Origin of the sequence: Corynebacterium sp. ACRPZ (assembly GCF_022346205.1) — a bacterium.
Taxonomy (GTDB): Bacteria; Actinomycetota; Actinomycetes; order Mycobacteriales; family Mycobacteriaceae; genus Corynebacterium; species Corynebacterium lehmanniae.
Genome location: NZ_JAKRMR010000021.1, coordinates 1 through 17,599, shown reverse-complemented (window position 1 = coordinate 17,599; position 17,599 = coordinate 1). Strand labels below are relative to the sequence as shown.

16 protein-coding genes and 1 pseudogene are annotated in these 17,599 nt (G+C 66.7%); 14 read left to right on the top strand and 3 right to left on the bottom strand.

Features of this window, described 5'->3' with window-relative positions:
- Positions 1–53: 53 nt before the first annotated feature.
- Positions 54–1,442, bottom strand: coding sequence for a hypothetical protein (locus tag MHX64_RS11310; protein ID WP_239357521.1), 1,389 nt, complete (start codon positions 1,440–1,442; stop codon positions 54–56).
- Between the two features lie 148 nt (positions 1,443–1,590).
- Here MHX64_RS11310 and MHX64_RS11305 point away from each other — a divergent pair, with 148 nt between their 5' ends.
- From MHX64_RS11305 to MHX64_RS11265, 9 genes are read left to right on the top strand one after another with little or no spacing between them, the layout of a single operon-like run.
- Complete coding sequence (locus tag MHX64_RS11305) at positions 1,591–4,500, top strand: DUF4040 family protein (RefSeq protein WP_239357523.1); 2,910 nt, start codon at positions 1,591–1,593, stop codon at positions 4,498–4,500.
- Positions 4,501–4,503: 3 nt separating this feature from the next.
- Positions 4,504–4,965 (top strand): sodium:proton antiporter, encoded by a 462-nt coding sequence (locus tag MHX64_RS11300; protein ID WP_239357525.1) that lies wholly within the window; start codon positions 4,504–4,506, stop codon positions 4,963–4,965.
- A complete protein-coding gene (locus tag MHX64_RS11295) occupies positions 4,965–6,512 on the top strand; it encodes a monovalent cation/H+ antiporter subunit D family protein (RefSeq protein ID WP_239357528.1) in 1,548 nt (515 codons plus the stop codon). The genes MHX64_RS11300 and MHX64_RS11295 overlap by 1 nt, the downstream gene beginning before the upstream one ends.
- Positions 6,512–6,949, top strand: coding sequence for a monovalent cation/H+ antiporter subunit E (locus MHX64_RS11290; RefSeq protein WP_239307021.1), 438 nt, complete (start codon positions 6,512–6,514; stop codon positions 6,947–6,949). Before MHX64_RS11295 ends, MHX64_RS11290 begins: the two co-directional genes overlap by 1 nt.
- A 3-nt stretch (positions 6,950–6,952) precedes the next feature.
- A complete protein-coding gene (locus MHX64_RS11285; RefSeq protein ID WP_181890126.1) occupies positions 6,953–7,219 on the top strand; it encodes a cation:proton antiporter in 267 nt (88 codons plus the stop codon).
- Positions 7,219–7,533 (top strand): Na+/H+ antiporter subunit G, encoded by a 315-nt coding sequence (locus MHX64_RS11280; protein WP_239357531.1) that lies wholly within the window; start codon positions 7,219–7,221, stop codon positions 7,531–7,533. The genes MHX64_RS11285 and MHX64_RS11280 overlap by 1 nt, the downstream gene beginning before the upstream one ends.
- Positions 7,534–7,545: 12 nt before the next feature.
- Positions 7,546–8,085 carry an RNA polymerase sigma factor gene (locus MHX64_RS11275; protein WP_239357533.1) on the top strand — a complete coding sequence of 180 codons (540 nt, stop codon included), beginning with the start codon at positions 7,546–7,548 and terminating at the stop codon, positions 8,083–8,085.
- Between the two features lie 24 nt (positions 8,086–8,109).
- Positions 8,110–8,667 (top strand): YdhK family protein, encoded by a 558-nt coding sequence (locus MHX64_RS11270; RefSeq protein ID WP_239357535.1) that lies wholly within the window; start codon positions 8,110–8,112, stop codon positions 8,665–8,667.
- A gap of 25 nt (positions 8,668–8,692) precedes the next feature.
- Positions 8,693–10,219 carry a hypothetical protein gene (locus MHX64_RS11265; RefSeq protein WP_239357537.1) on the top strand — a complete coding sequence of 509 codons (1,527 nt, stop codon included), beginning with the start codon at positions 8,693–8,695 and terminating at the stop codon, positions 10,217–10,219.
- Positions 10,220–10,343: 124 nt separating this feature from the next.
- Here the strand turns inward: MHX64_RS11265 and MHX64_RS11260 are convergent, their stop codons facing one another.
- On the bottom strand, positions 10,344–11,369 hold the full coding sequence (locus MHX64_RS11260; RefSeq protein WP_239357538.1) for an aspartate-semialdehyde dehydrogenase: 1,026 nt from the start codon (positions 11,367–11,369) through the stop codon (positions 10,344–10,346).
- An 11-nt stretch (positions 11,370–11,380) separates the two neighbouring features.
- Positions 11,381–12,646, bottom strand: a complete 1,266-nt coding sequence (locus tag MHX64_RS11255; RefSeq protein WP_239357539.1) for an aspartate kinase — start codon at positions 12,644–12,646, stop codon at positions 11,381–11,383.
- 90 nt (positions 12,647–12,736) lie between these two features.
- Between MHX64_RS11255 and MHX64_RS11250 the strand changes: the two genes are divergently transcribed.
- The 5 genes and pseudogenes from MHX64_RS11250 to MHX64_RS11230 all read left to right on the top strand — a co-directional run.
- Positions 12,737–13,588, top strand: a complete 852-nt coding sequence (locus MHX64_RS11250) for a DMT family transporter (RefSeq protein WP_239357540.1) — start codon at positions 12,737–12,739, stop codon at positions 13,586–13,588.
- Between the two features lie 36 nt (positions 13,589–13,624).
- Positions 13,625–14,041: a helix-turn-helix domain-containing protein gene (locus MHX64_RS11245; RefSeq protein ID WP_239357541.1), complete on the top strand. Its 417-nt coding sequence runs from the start codon at positions 13,625–13,627 to the stop codon at positions 14,039–14,041.
- Between the two features lies 1 nt (position 14,042).
- Positions 14,043–14,603 carry a PIN domain-containing protein gene (locus tag MHX64_RS11240; protein ID WP_181890133.1) on the top strand — a complete coding sequence of 187 codons (561 nt, stop codon included), beginning with the start codon at positions 14,043–14,045 and terminating at the stop codon, positions 14,601–14,603.
- Between the two features lie 137 nt (positions 14,604–14,740).
- Complete coding sequence (leuA, locus tag MHX64_RS11235) at positions 14,741–16,552, top strand: 2-isopropylmalate synthase (RefSeq protein WP_239357542.1); 1,812 nt, start codon at positions 14,741–14,743, stop codon at positions 16,550–16,552.
- A gap of 54 nt (positions 16,553–16,606) precedes the next feature.
- Positions 16,607–17,599: pseudogene (locus MHX64_RS11230) on the top strand (hypothetical protein); the annotation flags it as partial.

Sequence of the window (17,599 nt, the reverse complement as noted above, 5' to 3'; positions counted from 1 at the left end):
GATAACATCACATTTTAGGGATCGGAGAAACTGCTGTCTACCTAAGCGTTTGCTTAACGACGACCCCGTGCCCCAACCAGGCCCGCCACCGCAAGCAGAGCGGACAGCAACACCGCCGAGACGATGCCGCGGTAGTCGCCGCCGTTACCCGCTGCGGACACCGCCGTCGACGCCCAGTGCATCGGCGCTGCTTGCGACAACGCCACCCACACAGAGTCGACCTGCGCGGTGGTCGCGGTGCGCCACACCCAGCCGACGAGCCCGGTCTGCACAAGCGCAAGCACGCCGGCTGAGCCAAGACCAACCCCAGCGCCGAACGCTCGACTTAACACGGAAGCCAGGCCCGCGCTGGCGAGCGTGCCCAGCAGCAGGCCTATAAACGCCACCCCGTATTCCTGCACACCAAACCCGGATCCGATCACCCCGGCCAAGATGGTGCCCGCGGCGGCCAAAACCACGGAACCGACGCCCAGGATCCACCAGCGCCCGCGGGACGCGAACCACGCCGCCGCCGCCAGTGCGGTGCCTCCGAGTACGGCCATCGCCGCGAGCAGCATCGCCGCCACCGGCGCAAGGGTCGGGCCGACCGGCTCAGCCCCGGCAGCACCCGGCGCGACTGCCGGCACCGGCAGGGCCGCGCGCACCGCGCCAACCTTGTCGGCGTTCATGCCCGCCATCTGGTTGATCTTTTCCACGCCGGCGACCAACTCGTCGATGCCGCCGGTGGCCTGCCCGGTCTGCGTCTGTAGCTCACGCAGGCCCGCGGCCAGCTCGGCGGAGCCGTTCGTGGCTGTATATATACCGTCGTGGTAGCCGTAGCCCGGTACGGCGAGTTGGTTGGCCAGGTCGCGGGAGCCGTCGCGAAGCTGGTTCATCTTCGCCACCACGTCCGGCGGCAGCTGGGCGGTCTCTGCCTGGGCCCGCAGGTCCTTCAGCGACTCGCGGGCCTTGACCGCCTCCGGGTCTTTCGCGTCTTTGAGTTCCTCCAGGGAGCGATCGATCGCGCCGACCACCTGGCCGCGCACGGCCTCAAACCCGGACACCTGGCCGACCACCTCGCCGATGGAATCCGCCAGCTGCGTCGCTCCCGCGCCCAACTGGCCGGTGCCAGCCTGGAGCTCGACCATGCCGTCAGCGAGTTGCTGGGAGCCGGACTGGGCGGCGGCGAGGGCGTCGATAAGCTGCTGAGTTTGCCCCTGCGCCTCCCCGATGCCCGCAGCAAGCTGGCCGGCGCCCTCCTTGAGCACCTTCGCCTGCTGCCCGGCCTCACCGGCCGCGCGGCGCGCATCCCCCAAGTTGTCGGGGCCGACCTGCGGGGCGCCCGAAACCTCAGCATCGCGCCCCGCGTTCGCCCATGTGTCGGCCGGATTCATGGGCAAAAACACCCCGACAACCAGCGCCAGAAGCGCACACACCAACCGCCACGCGTTGCCCGATTTCATGGCATTGTTCTTAGCACTCGCGCCCGACTTGCTGCGGGAGGCGCACCGCCAGCCCATCGCCCGAACTGCGCACCGTTAGAACCGTGTCGGCAGCCTTGATACTGTCGTAAGGGTTCTTGCCAAAACCATGGAATGAAATGGGTTCACCATGACACTTCCCCTTGTCATCGGGCTCGTCGCAGCGACGGTGGTGCTCTCACCGATCCTCGTGCGAGTCATGGACAAGAAGGCCGGGTACCCGCTCGCGGCGATCCTCTTCGCCGCCGCGGCCGTGCTCGGCTCCAAGTTCACAGAAGTCTCCCGCGGAACGGACCTCGAATGGTCCAAGGAGTGGGCGCACGACGTGATGGGCACGGGCACCTCCGTGGACTTCGCGCTGCGCGCAGACGGGCTGGGCATCTTCTTCGCGCTGCTGGCGCTGGTCATCGGCGGCGTGGTCTTTTTGTACTCCGCCGCGTACCTGCCCGAGCGCGACGGCAACACCAGCTTCTACACCATCATGACGGCGTTTACCCTGTCGGTGCTGCTGCTTGTGCTTGCGGACGATGCCGTGCTGCTGTTCATCGCCTGGGAGCTCGTCTCCATCGCGTCGTTCCTGCTCATCGCACGCTCCGGCTCCTCCGGTGAGGCCGGGTCCTACCGCACCCTGATCCTCACCTTCTTCGGCGGCCTGACGCTGCTGGCTGGCCTGGCCGTGGCCTCCGCGCAGACCGGCACGACGCGCCTGCAGGACATCCTCGCTGCCGATATCTGGGGCGACAACCGCGTCACCGTCGTAGTCGCGCTGCTCATCGCGTTTTCCGCGTTCACCAAGGCTGCGCAGTTCCCCTTCCACTTCTGGCTGCCCGAGGCCATGGCCGCCGCCACCCCGGTCTCCGCGTTCCTGCACGCCGCGGCCGTGGTCAAGGCCGGCATCTACGTGCTGCTGCGCTTTTCCACCATCTTCTCGGACGTCGCCGCGTGGAACTACCTGCTGGTCACCGCAGGCCTGTTCACCGCGCTGATGTCCGCGCTGTTCGCCATTACCAAGACGGACCTGAAGCACCTCACTGCGTACTCCACCGTGTCCCACCTGGGTTGGATCGTCGCCGCGATCGGCATCGGCACCCCGATCGCCCTGGCCGCGGCGCTGACGCACACGCTGGCGCACGCGCTGTTTAAGTCCTCGCTGTTCATGCTCATCGGTGTGGTGGACCACGAGGCCGGCTCGCGCGACATGCGCCGCCTGGGCCCGATCTACAACAAGATGCCGTTCACGTTCGCCTCCACCGTTATCGCCGCCGCCTCCATGGCCGCGGTCCCGCCGCTGTTCGGCTTCGTGTCCAAGGAATCCATCCTGGACGCCTTCCACGAATCCTCCTACGGCGCGCTCCTGCTCACGGTGGCCGGCATCGCCGCATTTCTCACTTTCGTCTACTCGGCCAAGATCGTCTTCGGCGCATTTATCGACGGACCAAAGGACCTCCCCGACGTCCACGAAGCCCCCACCGCCCTCTGGCTGCCCGCCGCGCTGCCGGGCCTGACCTCCGCGGTCCTGCCGTTTGTGCTGTTCTGGGTGGACAACCCCGTCTCCGCAGGCGTGCGGGCTGTGACGGGCGACGACAGCTTCGCCACCCACCTCGCACTCTGGCACGGCGTGACCCCGCCATTCCTGGTGTCGGTGGCAGTGCTGGTCGCTGGCGTGGTGTTCGTGGTGTTCTTCCGCAAGCGCGTCTTCGCAGCACTGGGCAACAAGGACCTTCTGCCCGCAGACGGCACCGAGGTGCTGGCCTGGCTTACCCGCAGCCTGTCCGACCTGGGCAAACAGCTCGGCTCGCTGGCCGACGGCTTCAACCCGTCGCGCCACCTGTTCCCCCTGCTGGCCTCCGTCACCGCGATGGGCCTGACCGTCATCCTGGCCACCGACGGCATCGACGGCGTCACCCCGGCCCCGCGCGCCGAAGGCCTGGACGTGTGGTGGGACCTCATCCCGTTCGCCATCATCGCAATGTCGGTGCTCGGCATGGTGTTCACCCGCTCCCGCCTCGCCTCCGCCGTGCTGCTGGGCACCGTCGGCGTGGGCATGACCCTGCAGATGTTCCTGCTGGGCGCCCCGGACGTGGCCATGACGCAGTTCCTGGTCGAGTCCCTGACCGTGGTGGTCATCCTGGTGGTGCTCCGCTACCAGCCGCGGATGTTCCCGGAGACGAAGGCCCGTCGCAAGGCATTTGCCTCCATCTTCGCCCTGCTCGCAGGCGTGGTCACCTTCTTCGGCGTCTACGGCCTGACCGGACGCCGCGGCCGCTCGGAGCTCGCCGAGTGGTACCTCACCCAAGGCGGCGAGGCCACCGGCGCCGACAACATCGTCGCCGTGATCATCGTGGAATTCCGTGGCTTCGATACCCTGGGCGAGCTGTCCGTGCTCGGCATGGCCGCCGTGGTCATCGCCGCGGTGGTCAGCTCCATGCCGCGCCACATGTTCGAGGCCGGCACCCGCCCGCGCCCGTTCGGCCAGTCCCAGCTCAACTCCATCCCGCTGCGCAAGGCCGCGGCCCTGGTCGCGCCGGTGCTGGTGGTGCTGTCCGTGCTGATCTTCTTCCGCGGCCACACCGCCCCCGGCGGTGGCTTCGTCGCCGCGCTGGTCATGGCCACGGCGTTCGCCCTCAACTACCTGTCCCGCGGCGCCGACGCGGACGTGGTGAAGAACTTCACCCCGATCCGCCTGACCGGCTGGGGCATCATCATCGCGATTTCCTCCGGCTTCCTCGGCTTCATCGAAGGCGGGTTCATGTACGCCATCCACGGCGAGATCGCCGGCGAGCATATGACCACCTCGCTGATCTTCGACTTCGGCATCTACCTCGCCGTGCTTGGCATGGTCACCGCGGCGATCAACGCGCTCGGCGGCTACCTGCGCCCCGGCATGGACCTGTCGGACCTGGACTACTCGCGCGACGAAGAAGACAACCCGCTGCCGAGCATCCCGGCCCCGCCGGAACCCGACAACCCCGTGGACGCGCACCCGGAGCCGATCAACCCGGCGCACGACCCGCAACCGGTTATCACGAAGGAGCACTAACCCATGGTCATGGCACTTACCATCGCAGTCCTGGTCGCGGGATCGGTGTACCTGGTTCTGCAGCGCGGCCTCGTGCGCGTGATCTTCGGCATGTCCCTGTTCGGCCACGCCACCAACCTCACCCTGCTGGCCACAGGCGTCGGCGCCTGGCGCGGGGAGGCCTTCCCGTCGCGCGTGCCGTTCGAGGACATGGCGGACCCGCTGCCCCAGGCGTTCGTGCTCACCGCCGTCGTCATCGCGATGGCCACCACGACGATCCTGCTGATGCTGTCCTCGCTGGGGCGTAACGACGACACCGCGGAGCAGCCCACCGGCACCGACGCCGGCTACTCCAAGATGTGGCTGAGCCCCTCGGCGCTATCCACCGCCGGCCGCAACGCCCGGCTGAACCAGAAGAAGCTGGAGGAGATCCGCGCACGCGAGATCAGCCACGTCGACAACGAAAGCCTGAGGGTGACCGACTAATGGCCGTAGACGCAATCCTGCCCGTATTTGTGGCGCTGCCGCTGATCGTCTCCGCGGTCACGGCCTTAAGCCCCTGGAAGTGGCTCAACGACGCTTTGGCGATCCTCATCCCCGCCATCAACTTAGGTATGGGCGTGTGGCTCTACGGCTACACGCGCGACCACGGCACCATCAGCCACGTCATCGGCCTGTACCAGGGCGGCGTGGGCATCTCGTTTGCCGCCGACACGTTCTCCGCCGTGATGATCGTGACCACCATGATCGTGGCACTGATGTCCAACTGGTTCGCCATCGTCGTCGGCGAAACCCAGTCCCGGTTCTACGTGCCCCTGTCGCTGGTGCTCATCACCGGCGTCTCCGGCGCGCTGCTCACCGCCGATCTGTTCAACTTCTTCGTCATGATCGAGGTGTGTCTGCTGCCGTCCTACGGCCTGATCGCCATGACGGGCACCCGCCACCGCCTGCTGTCCGCGCGCATGTTCGTGCTGGTCAACCTGGCGGCGTCGACAATGCTCGTGCTCGGCGTGGGCTACCTCTACGCCGTCACCGGGGCGGTGAACCTCGCCTCCCTGCAGGGCGTGGCCGCAGGCAACGGGCCTGCCACGGTGGCCACCGGCATCGTCGTCATCGCCATCGCCGCGAAGGCCGGCGTATTCCCCGTCTACACCTGGCTGCCTCGCACCTACCCGTCCACCTCCGCGGCCGTGATGGGCTTGTTCTCCGGCCTGCACACCAAGGTGGCCGTGTACATGCTCTTCCGCATCTGGGTGATCATGTTCGACATGGACCCGCGCTGGAACACGCTGATCATCGTGGTCATGGTCATTTCCATGATCATCGGCGGCTACGCCGGCCTGGCCGAGGCCACCATGCGCCGCGTGCTGGCCTACCAGATGGTCAACGGCATGCCGTTCATCCTGATCATGCTCGCATTCACTAACGACGACGCACGCTACGCCCTTGCCGCCGGCCTGCTCTACACCCTGCACCACATGATCACAATCGCCGCGCTCGTGCTGAACTCCGGCGCGATCGAGGAGACCTACGGCACCGGCACCATGGCGAAACTCTCCGGCATCGCCCGGCGCGACCCGTGGACGTCCGCAGTCTTCGTCGCCGGCGCGTTTTCCATCGTGGGCTTCCCGCCGTTTTCCGGCATCTTCGGCAAGGTCACCGTCGTGCTGGCAGCCGCCTCCGCCGGGGACTGGCGCTCCTGGGTGGCCATCACCGCCATCATCATCGCCTCCTTCGGCGCGCTGCTGTCCATGATGCGCATGTGGCAGCGCGTGTTCTGGGGCAGGCCGATGCAGAACTACCCCGAGGCGCTCAACGTCCGCGCCAGCTTCATGCTGCCGTCCGCGGTGCTGATGGTGATGTCGCTGTGCATGTTCATCTTTGCCGGCCACATGTGGGACATCACCACCAACGCCGTCGACGACCTGCTCGACGTTGACGCCTACACCACCGCCGTGCTCGGCGACGACCCCATCGGCGTCCCCGCACCCGGCGACACCTTCGGCGCCGAAACCAATGGAGGCGAGAACTAATGCGAGGCTTCTTCCACGGCGTGAAGTACGCCGTCTGGCTTGCCAAAGAAATCTTCGTGGCCGGCTTCGATGCCGTCGCCAAGGCGTTCAACCCGGCGGCGAAGTTCGACCCCATCGTCATCTACTACCCGCTGCGCGTGAACACGGACTGGGACGTGTTCTGGTTTTCCACCTCCATCACCGCAACGCCTGGCACGCTGTCCATGGGGCTGCGCCACCCCGTCACCGACAACGGGCCGATCACCCTGCTGGTGCAGGCCGCGTTCGGCTCCGACCCGGAAGATGTCATCGCGGGCTTGGTGGATATGGAGGAACACCTTCGGCCGTCGCTAAGCAAGAGCCCCATCGACCCGAAAACCGTCGCCTGGGAGCCCTACGTCGACCACGGCCCGGACACAAACGGCGACAACGTGCCGCCGGCCGAAAGGATGGATTAAGCCATGTTCACCACCATCATGCAGATCTGCCTGATCATCATGGCCGTCAGCCTGCTCATCGCGCTCGGCGCCGTGATCCTGACCAAAGACGAACTCTCCCGCGCCGTGATGGCAGACGTGATCTTCTACTCCATGATCGCCATCTTCCTCGTGTGGACGCTGTTCAATTCGTCTGCCATCGCGTACGAGATCCCGCTGCTCGCCGGCCTGGTGTGCGGCGTGATCCCGACGATCTCCATGGCCCGCATCATCTCGAGAGGACGCCGCTAATGACCATCGCCGAAATCATCGTCGCCGTGCTGGTTGTCGTGGCCACCATCTGCGTGGTCGCCACCACCATCCTGCAGCTGCGCGCCCCCGACGCCCTGACGCGCGTGAACCTGCTCGGCCCCCTGGTGGTCGTGGCCTTCCCCATCCTCATCGTGGCCAAACTCATCCACTCCTGGTCCACCACCGGCTTCGACCTCAACGACTTCATCCGCGCCGTTTTGGCCATCGCCGCGGTGTGGATCGTCGGCTCCGTGGCGTCGTTCATCATGGGCCGCTCCCTCTACGGCGTCACCGTCTCCGACAAAAAGAACTAACGTAATGAGCTTGTGAGCACTAGCGACGACGCGTACGTCACGGACCTGGCACTGCGCGCCGGCCGTGGCGACAAACACGCGCTCACCGAATTCATCCGGCTCACCCAAAACGACGTGTGGCGCTTGCTTGCCCACCTCGCCGGACCCCAACACGCCGACGACCTCACACAAGAGACCTATCTGCGCGTCCTCGGGTCGCTTCCGCGCTTCCAAGCCCGCTCCAGCGCGCGCACCTGGCTGCTGTCGCTCGCGCGCCGCGCCTGGGTGGACTCCGTGCGCCACGACATGGCACGGCCCCGCAAATCCGCCACCGAATACGAAGACGTCGCCGCCGCCAACCCCAGCCCCGACAACCCCAACACCTGGGGCGACGTCATCGACGCGCGCTCGCTTCTCGACGAGCTGCCGCCCGAACGCCGCGAAGCCCTCGTACTCACGCAAGTGATGGGCTACACGTACGAAGAAGCCGCCCGCATCGTCGGCGTGCGCGTCGGCACCATCCGCTCCAGAGTGGCCCGCGCCCGGCGGGATCTGGTTGCCGGGAGTAACTAGGCGGGTAGAGCTAGAGTTGAAGACATGCGTATCTCTCGATCTATTGCACTGACCACCCTTGCGGCGGTGACGGCTCTGTCGGTGGCTGGGTGTGCGTCGGAAAGCGACGACGCCCCCGCAGAGCACGCTGACCACACTGACCACGGTGGGCACGACCACCCGGCGGACGGCGGGCCTGCCCCGGCCGGCATCGCCGAGGCGGCCGACCCGACCTACCCCGTGGGCACCGAAGTCACGCTCACCGCGGACCATATGCCCGGCATGGACGGTGCCACCGCAACCATCTCCGGCGCCTTCGACACCACCGCCTACGCCGTGTCCTACACCCCCACGGACGGCGGCGACCCGGTGACCAACCACAAGTGGGTCGTGCAGGAAGAGCTCGACGGTGTTGGCAGCGAGAAGCTTGGTGCGGGCGACACGGCCACGATCACCGCCGAGCACATGTCCGGCATGCAGGGCGCGGAGGCGACCATCGACTCCGCCACCGACGAGACGGTCTACATGGTGGACATCGATTCGCCGGAAATGACCATGAAGCGGCACAAGTGGGTCGTCGAAAGCGAAATCCAGCCCACGTAGAACCTTCGAATAGACTGATCACACTATGTTGAAGAACGCACTCTTAATTTCATTCGCCTTCATCGGCACCGTCGTCGGCGCCGGCTTCGCGTCCGGCCAGGAAGCGATGCTGTACTTCTCCGCCTTCGGCACCCAAGGCATCTGGGGCGCCGTCTTAGGCTCCGCGCTGATGCTCATCGCCGGCGTGACCATCCTCCAGCTCGGCTCCTTCTTCCAAGCCAAAGAGCACATGGAAGTCCTCGGCTCCATCTCCTCGAAGGTGATGGGCTGGATCCTGGACATCGCCACCATTGTCACCCTGTTCTCCATCGGCTTTGTCATGTTCGCCGGTGCCGGTGCCAACCTGAACCAGCAATTCGGCATCCCAGTGTGGATCGGCGCGGTGCTCATGCTCGCCGCCACCATCGGCTTCGGCATGCTCGACGTGGACAAGGTCACCGGCGCCATTGGCGCGCTCACCCCGTTCTTGCTGGTGTTTGTCATCTTCGGATGCGGCTGGACCCTGATTAACGCCCACCCGGACTGGAGCGCGCTGAATGCCGCGGCGGCGCAGGTGGATACCTCCCTGCCCAACTGGTGGATCGCCGCGCTGAACTACACCGGCCTGAACGTCATGTGCGTCGTGTCCATGGCGCTGGTCATCGGCGGCAACCACCTGGACACCCGCGCAGCCGGCCTCGGCGGTCTGTTCGGCGGCATCGGCTACCTGGTCATGCTCATGCTGCTGGCGCTGGCGCTGCTGGTCAAGATCGAGACCGTCGAAGGCCAGGACATGCCGCTTCTGACCCTGATCAGCGACATCAACCCGACCATGGGGCTGATCATGTCCCTGGTCATCTTCGGCATGATCTTCGCCACCTGCCTAGGCATGTTCTTCGCCCTGGGCAAGCGCCTCGCCCGCGGCCGCGAAGACAAGTTCCGCGTCATCTTCATCTCCGCCTGCTTGATCGGCTTCGTGCTGTCGTTCGTGGGCTTCCAGCAGCTTGTCTCCACCGTGTACCCGATCCTGGGCTACCTGGGCCTGCTGCTCATCGTCGTGATGACCATCGCGTGGGTCCGCGGCATCCCCAAGCTGCGCAAGGAAGGCGACCGCCGCCGCCGCGCCCTTGAGCTGACCCGCAAGAAGATGGACCCGGCCGAGCGCTTCACCAAGAACGACGAGCGCGAGCTCGAGTACCTCACCTCCAAGTCCAACGTGGACTCCGAGGAGCTGTCCGAGGCCCTCGAGGAAGAGGTCGCCCAGGAGCTGCTCGACGACGATGAGAGCGAGTTCGAGGAAGAAGACCGCGAGAACCCCTCCGAAGTCGTCTACGTCTCCTACACCGACCCCGTCTCCGCCGACGAGTACCGCCGCAACCCCGACGAGCCGTGGAACGACCACACCGTCGACGACATGATCGCCGCCGAAGAAGCCGAGGAGGCGGCAGCCGGGCCGGACAACAGCCTGGGCGGCGACAAGGACGACGAAGAAGACGAAGACGAGGACGCCGCGGAGGAAACCGGCGGCTCGACCGCAGTGAGCGCGAAGGACGACGGCTCGACCAAGCTGTAGCGCCCACCAACGCTTTAAGCCCCACCGACGATTCCCGGCGGAATCTGTCAGTGGGGCTTTATCGTGCCTGGTCGACGCAAACGGGCGGCGGAATCTGTCAGGAGCGCCGCCCCGCCGCCTGGCGCTAGACCAGCAGCTCGGCGATCTGGATGGTGTTCAGCGCCGCGCCCTTGCGCAGGTTGTCGCTGGCGACGACGAGCACGAGCCCGCGGCCGCCGTCGACGGTCTGGTCCTGGCGGATGCGGCCCACCAGGGACTCGTCGATGCCGGTGGCGGCGCGAGGCGTCGGCACGTCCACCACTTTCACGCCCGGCGCGCCCGCCAGGATCTCCTCGGCCTGCTGCGGGGTGACGGCCTCGGAGAACTCGGCGTGCACCACCATCGTGTGGCCGGTGAACACTGGCACGCGCACGCAGGTGCCCGCCACCTTCAACTCCGGTAGCCCGAGGATCTTGCGCGATTCGTTACGCAGTTTCTGCTCTTCGTCGGTTTCGGCGGAGCCATCGTCGACAAGCGAGCCCGCAAGTGGGAGCGCGTTGAACGCGATGGGCTCGACGTAGGGCCCGAGGTCGCTAGGCTTCTCGACGTCCTCCCGGACCAGCCCGCGCGGATCCCCCAGCGCCTCGACCTGGGTGGCCAGCGCCTCGACGCCAGCCAGCCCCGAGCCGGAAACTGCCTGGTAGGAGGCGACGCGGAGGGTGGTCAGACCGAAGGCGTCGTGAAGCGGCTTGAGCACCGGCATCGCCGCCATCGTGGTGCAGTTCGGGTTGGCGATGATGCCCTTGGGCAGCTCGCGCGCCGCCTCCGGGTTGACTTCGGTGACGATCAGCGGGACGTCCGGGTCCTTGCGCCACGCCGAGGAGTTGTCCACGACGGTCGCGCCCGCGGCGGCGAACACCGGCGCCCACTCGCGCGAGGTGGACCCGCCGGCGGAAAACAGGGCGATGTCCACGTCTTTGACGGACTCCTCGGTGACCTGGGTGAGGTCCTCGACGGTAATCTCCTCGCCGCGGAACTCGAGCTGCTTGCCCGCGGAGCGCGGGGAGGCGAAGAAACGGACCTTGTCGGCCGGGAAGTTGCGCTCGGTGAGGATGTCGCGCATCACGCGGCCGACCTGGCCGGTGGCGCCGACGACTGCGAGAGTGGTCATTGAGTCTCCTTCTAACGTCCGGTGCCTGCGTAGACCACGGCCGGCTCGTCGCCGCCGAGGTCGAACTTGGTGTGGATCGCGCGCGCCGCTTCGGCCACGTCCGCCTGGCGCACCACGGCGGTGATGCGGATCTCGGAGGTGGTGATCATCTCGATGTTGATGCCGGCGTCGCGCAGCGCGTCGCAGAAGTCGGCGGTGACCCCCGGGTGGGACTTCATGCCCGCGCCGACGAGCGAGACCTTGCCGATCTCGTCGTCGTAGCTCAGATCGTCCCAGCCCTCGGCAGCTTGCAGCTCGCGCAGCTTCTCCATGGTGCGCGCGCCGTCGGCCTTGGGCAAGGTGAAGGTGATGTCGGTCTTGTTGTCTTCGGCGCTGGAGATGTTCTGGATCACCATGTCGATGTTGACTTCGCCGTCGGCGAGCTCGCGGAAGACCTTGGCGGCCTCGCCGACCTCGTCCTTGATACCCAGGATGGTGATCTTGGCCTCCGAGTCGTCGGTGGCCACGCCGGAAAGTACTGCTTCTTCCATGGGGATATCCTCCAATGCTCCGGCGACCAGGGTGCCGGTATCTGTGCTGTAAGACGAGCGCACCCGCATGGGCACGTTGAATGCGCGGGCGTACTCCACGCTGCGCAACACCAGGATCTTGGACCCGGACGCGGCAAGCTCGAGCATCTCCTCGAAGCAGAGGGTGTCCAGCTTGCGGGCGTCCGGCACGATTCGCGGGTCGGCGGTGTAGACGCCGTCGACGTCGGAGTAGATCTCGCATTCGTCGGCGTTCATCGCCGCGGCCAGGGCGACGGCGGTGGTGTCGGAGCCGCCGCGGCCGAGGGTGGTCACGTCCTTGGTTTCGCGGTTGACGCCCTGGAAGCCGGCGACGATGGCGATGTTGCCTTCGTCCACAGCCTCCTGCACGCGCCCCGGGGTGACTTCCAGGATGCGGGCGTTGCCGTGGCGTTCGGTGGTGATCACGCCGGCCTGGGAGCCGGTGAAGGACTGCACCTTCTCCCCCAGCGCGTGCACCGCCATGGCCACCAGCGAGTTGGAGATGCGCTCGCCGGCGGTGAGCAGCATGTCCATTTCGCGCGCGGGCGGGGTGGGGTTGACCTCTGCGGCGAGGTCGAGCAGTTCGTCGGTGGTGTCGCCCATGGCGGAGCAGACCACCACGACGTCGTTGCCGGCGCGGCGCGTGTCCACGATCCGCTGGGCCACGGCCTTGATCCGCTCCGCGCTTTCCAGGGAGGATCCCCCGTATTTCTGGACGATCAGTGCCATTCGTACCTCCGCGGATCTGGGTGCATTCCAACGGTCAAGAATAGCGTCCCAAAACTGCCGATTCAGCCACCCGCGTTAATATCATTCACTGTGCACAACAATTTTCTCGCCGTCGCGTTCGCGCTGATCTCGGCCGCGACCATGGCGGCAGGGACTGTGTGGCGCCACCGCATCATGCGCGCGGGCGCCCCCGAAGGGGAGAACAACGACTCGCCCCTGGAGTCCCTGAAGCGGCCGGCGTGGTGGGCGTCGATGGGCATCGCATTTTTGGCGTACGGCTTCCAGGCCGCGGCGCTGGCGTTCGGGTCGCTGCTGGTGGTGCAGCCGATCCTGGCGCTGTCGCTGATGCTCACGCTGCTGTTTTCGGCGTGGGCGGACAAGCGCCACATGCACACCGCGGAGGCGTTTTGGGCGGTGCTGCTCACCGCGTCTGTGGGCGGGGTGGTCGTGCTCGGCCGCCCGCTGCCCGGCGACCGCGACCCCGCCGCCTGGGAGTGGTGGGCGGTCGTGGGCACCGCGGTGGCCATCATTGCGGCCTCCTACGCCTTTGCTTCTCGACGTCCCCCCGCCGGCAAAGCCCTCATCTTCGGCTCCGCCTGCGGCGCCATGTACGGCTACCAGGCCGTGTTCTCCAAGGTGGCGGTGGACGGCTTCGTCCACGGCGGCGTGACCGGCCTGCTCGCCACGTGGCAGTTGTGGGCGATGCTGGCCGCGGCCACGGCCGGCACGGTCGTGCAGCAGTACGCCTTCGCCGCGGGCAGGCTGGCCACCTCGCTGCCGGCGTCGAAGATCATCGAGCCGCTCGTCGCGTTCTCCCTGGGCCTGCTTGTGCTCGGCGAATCCTTCCGCGTGGATTCGGTGCTGGGGTGGGCGGCCGTCGGGACGTCGATAGGCGTGATGCTCGTGGCCGCCGCAATGCTCACGCGGGTGAGCATCCGGTAGGGTGTCAGATATAACTGTCAACCTAAGGGGGTTGCGATGACACTCATACCCGCAAGCGGAAACCTGCACTTCACCCGCGACACGCAGCGGCGCGTCGCCCATTCGATAGACCGTCTAAGCGTGCTGCACGACGAAACAGGCCACCCGCTGCCCGACGACATCAACGAAGTGCTCCACGCAGTCCTGCAAGCAATTGCTGAAGGCGAACCGCTCTCCGTCTCCTCACTGCCGGAAGAAGTCACCCCCAACACCGCCGCCTCAATGTTGGGCCTGTCCCGCACTACGGTGATGAAATACGTCGACGAAGGGCGCCTTCACGCCACGAAGGTGGGCAGCCACCACCGGATTCCTGCACGTGAAGTACTTGCCCTACGCGACGAGATCGAGCGCAAAAGGTTGGACGCAGTATTCGACGTCATGCAGCTAGAACACACGATGGGCAACAGCCACTGACATGGTCCGCAACGTGCTGCCCGACGCAAACATTTGGGCCTCCGCGACCTTGCATTCATGGTTCGGCCTGATTGCTGCGGTCTCTCCCGGAGTGTGGAAATTTCACTGGACCGAGGACATCCTCGCCGAAGCGGTACATGCGAGGCGGCGCCGATTCCCGCACGCATCGAGCACACAGATGGAACAACTCCGGGAACGACTCATGACAGTGATGGGCGACAACCAAATCCGCGACTTCCCTTTCGACGGCAGCGCTACACTGCCGGACCCGCTGGATGCGCACGTCCACTCCGCGGCCGTTCACGGTGACATCGACGTGCTAGTGACACAAAATGTGGCCGATTTCCAAGTGGCCGAGCGCCTGCCGTACGACGTCGTCACCGCCGACCGCTGGCTCGTCGAGGCAGCCGACACCGCACCGCGCGTTGTTGATCGGACGATCTCCCAGCAGCTTGAATTCCGGCGACGTATTGGTGAACCGTTCGACCTCGCCGCCCAGCTCCGCACTGCGGACTGCCCAGGGTTCGCTGAAATTGTGCACACACGACTCGACCTGATGTAAGGTGTGCCACATGTCGCACAGGGCGCTTCTCCTTCTACGCCGCGGCGGGAATCAGGCCAACTAACACGGCCGGCACCCCGTCGCGGAGTTTCTGTTGGCCGGCCGTGGAACACACCCCCAACAAAAGGAGAACTCCAATGACCGACTTTTTCGCACCCCGCGAGATCCAGACCCCTTCCGGCCCGCGTTACGACGGCCAGCCCGCATGGAACAAGCAGCGCGGCTCGCAGATGCCGGTGGAACGCTACCTCACCTTCGCCGAAGAGGTCGAAGACATCCAGCTGCCGGACCGCACCTGGCCCGACAAGAAAATCACCCGCGCGCCGCAGTGGTGCGCCGTGGACCTGCGCGACGGCAACCAGGCGCTGATCGACCCGATGAGCCCCGAGCGCAAGCGCCGCATGTTCAACCTGCTGGTGGAGATGGGCTTCAAGGAGATCGAGGTCGGCTTCCCGTCCGCCTCCCAGACGGACTTCGACTTCGTGCGCGAGATCATCGAAAAGGACATGATCCCCGACGACGTGACCATCCAGGTCCTCGTGCAGGCGCGCGAGCACCTGATCCGCCGCACCTTCGAGGCCTGCGCCGGCGCGAAGAACGTCATCGTGCACTTCTACAACTCCACCTCGAAGCTGCAGCGCCGCGTGGTCTTCCGCAAGGACCGCGACGCGATTAAGAAGCTGGCCACCGACGCCGCGGAGCTGATCAAAACCATCGCCGCGGACTACCCGGACACCAACTGGCGCTGGGAGTACTCGCCGGAGTCCTTCACCGGCACCGAGCTGGACTTTGCCAAGGAAGTCTGCGACGCGGTCGTGGACGTGATGGGGCCGACGCCGGAGAACCCGATGATCATCAACCTGCCGTCCACGGTGGAGATGATCACCCCCAACGTGTACGCCGACTCCATCGAGTGGATGCACCGCAACCTGCAAAACCGCGAGTCCATCATCATCTCCCTGCACCCGCACAACGACCGCGGCACCGGTGTCGCGGCCGCCGAGCTGGGCTACCTGGCCGGCGGCGACCGCATCGAGGGCTGCCTGTTCGGCAACGGCGAGCGCACCGGCAACGTCGACCTGGTCACCCTCGGGCTGAACATGCTCACCCAGGGCGTGGACCCGCAGATCGACTTCTCCGACATCACCCGCATCCGCGAAGTGGTCGAGTACTGCAACCAGCTGCGCGTGCCGGAGCGCCACCCCTACGGCGGCGACCTGGTCTTCACCGCGTTCTCCGGCTCGCACCAGGACGCGATCAACAAGGGGCTGGATGCGCTGGCACAGAATGTGCGTCCAGAAGCAACGAGCTCCGACGTCACCTGGGAAGAGCTGCGCGAGACCACCTGGGAGGTGCCGTACCTGCCCATCGACCCGAAGGACGTCGGCCGCACCTACGAGGCTGTGATCCGCGTGAACTCGCAGTCCGGTAAGGGCGGGGTGGCCTACATCATGAAGACGGACCACGGCATCAACATGCCGCGCGCGATGCAGCCGGAGTTTTCCGCGATCGTGCAAAACATCACCGACTCCGAGGGTGGCGAGGTCAACTCCAAGAACATGTGGGACGTCTTCGCCACCACCTACCTGGACCTGGACGAGCCGCTGGAGCTGGCGCACTACCGCATCGACGCCGCCGAGGAGGAGGGCGAAGACACCCGCGTGGAGGCGACGGTGGTCTACGAGGGCGCCTCCCGCGAGGTCGCGGGCACCGGCAACGGCCCGATCGCGGCGTTCGCGAACGCGCTGGAGCAGGTCGGCATCGACTTCGAGGTGCAGGACTACTCGCAGCGCGCTCGCAGCGCGGGCGACGACGCGGACGCGGTCTGCTACATCCACGCGGACGTCGACGGCACCTCGGCGTGGGGCGTGGGTATCGCCGGGTCGACCACCCGCGCGTCGCTCGAGGCGATCGTCTCCGCGGTCAACCGCTCGACTGCCGCGAACTAGGCCCGCGCGCTATACTTGCGTGACTTAACCACACATTTCAGCGGGAGGTTCGCGATGGCCATGTACGAGGTGCCTTCGGGCCCCCGTCGCCTCCCCGTGGAGCGTTTGCCTATCGACGTTCCTTCGGCCACCCTCACCCCGGAACTCGACGTCGTGGTGGACGGCGAGACCGTCGGTTCGGTGGAGGACGCGGAGCTGGCCCAGCTGGCGTCGTCTGGTGTGACCCCGGTGGTGGCCGTGGACGGCGGGGCGGTTGTGCTGCCGCCGGCCGGCCAGGTGTTGCCGGTGAACACCCCGCCGCGCGAGCCGTGGGCGCTGCTGCCCGCAGGCGAGCGCTACGTGGCTGACCTTACCGGTAAGCTGCCGGTGGAGGCGCCGGCGCAGGTGCTGGTGTCGATGGGCTTCGACGACGCCGGCGAGATCGTGCTGTGCGTCGACGGCGACATCATCGGCGAGCTGGACCCGGCCGCCGGCGAGGCGCTGACCCCGACGCTGCGGCGCCTGGAGGACCGCGGGCTGATCGCAGTGGCGCGCGGCTACACCACCGCGGTGGAGGCTGGCACGTCGCTGGCCGTGATCGCCGGCCCGATCCCGACCGATGACATCCCGATCTCCCCGCTGCCGCCGATCGTGCGCGAGGTGGAAGTCGCGCACCCGGGCACGAACTTCTTCGCCACCATGGACGCGGAGGCCGCAGCCCTTGCCGCGGACACGGAGGAGCGCCCGGCGGAGTCCGTGCGCGAGCCGGGCAAATCCCGCGGCCCGTTGATCGCCGCGGCCGCGGCCGTCGCGGCGCTCGTGCTGGCGGGCGTGGGCACCGTGGTGATGAGCTCGCCGTCGGGCCTGGAGCGCGACTCCACCTCGGCGTACCAAAAAACCAGCGAAGTCTCCCAGCCGAGTAGCTCGGCAGAGCCCTCGACGGAGCCCTCCACCGAGCCGACCGAGGAATCCACCGAACCCTCGCCCTCCCAGTTCAGCACCGAGCTGCCGGAAAACGCCCCGGAGCCCGTGGTGGAGGTCCAGCAGCCCGCCCCTGCCCCGCAGGAG

Excerpts from the sequence above, each read along its gene's own strand:
- MHX64_RS11310 (WP_239357521.1), bottom strand. The coding sequence starts at position 1,442 with ATGAAATCGGGCAACGCGTGGCGGTTGGTGTGTGCGCTTCTGGCGCTG.
- MHX64_RS11305 (WP_239357523.1), top strand. The coding sequence starts at position 1,591 with ATGACACTTCCCCTTGTCATCGGGCTCGTCGCAGCGACGGTGGTGCTC.
- MHX64_RS11300 (WP_239357525.1), top strand. The coding sequence starts at position 4,504 with ATGGTCATGGCACTTACCATCGCAGTCCTGGTCGCGGGATCGGTGTAC.
- MHX64_RS11295 (WP_239357528.1), top strand. The coding sequence starts at position 4,965 with ATGGCCGTAGACGCAATCCTGCCCGTATTTGTGGCGCTGCCGCTGATC.
- MHX64_RS11290 (WP_239307021.1), top strand. The coding sequence starts at position 6,512 with ATGCGAGGCTTCTTCCACGGCGTGAAGTACGCCGTCTGGCTTGCCAAA.
- MHX64_RS11285 (WP_181890126.1), top strand. The coding sequence starts at position 6,953 with ATGTTCACCACCATCATGCAGATCTGCCTGATCATCATGGCCGTCAGC.
- MHX64_RS11280 (WP_239357531.1), top strand. The coding sequence starts at position 7,219 with ATGACCATCGCCGAAATCATCGTCGCCGTGCTGGTTGTCGTGGCCACC.
- MHX64_RS11270 (WP_239357535.1), top strand. The coding sequence starts at position 8,110 with ATGCGTATCTCTCGATCTATTGCACTGACCACCCTTGCGGCGGTGACG.
- MHX64_RS11265 (WP_239357537.1), top strand. The coding sequence starts at position 8,693 with ATGTTGAAGAACGCACTCTTAATTTCATTCGCCTTCATCGGCACCGTC.
- MHX64_RS11260 (WP_239357538.1), bottom strand. The coding sequence starts at position 11,369 with ATGACCACTCTCGCAGTCGTCGGCGCCACCGGCCAGGTCGGCCGCGTG.
- MHX64_RS11255 (WP_239357539.1), bottom strand. The coding sequence starts at position 12,646 with ATGGCACTGATCGTCCAGAAATACGGGGGATCCTCCCTGGAAAGCGCG.
- MHX64_RS11245 (WP_239357541.1), top strand. The coding sequence starts at position 13,625 with ATGACACTCATACCCGCAAGCGGAAACCTGCACTTCACCCGCGACACG.
- MHX64_RS11240 (WP_181890133.1), top strand. The coding sequence starts at position 14,043 with ATGGTCCGCAACGTGCTGCCCGACGCAAACATTTGGGCCTCCGCGACC.
- leuA (WP_239357542.1), top strand. The coding sequence starts at position 14,741 with ATGACCGACTTTTTCGCACCCCGCGAGATCCAGACCCCTTCCGGCCCG.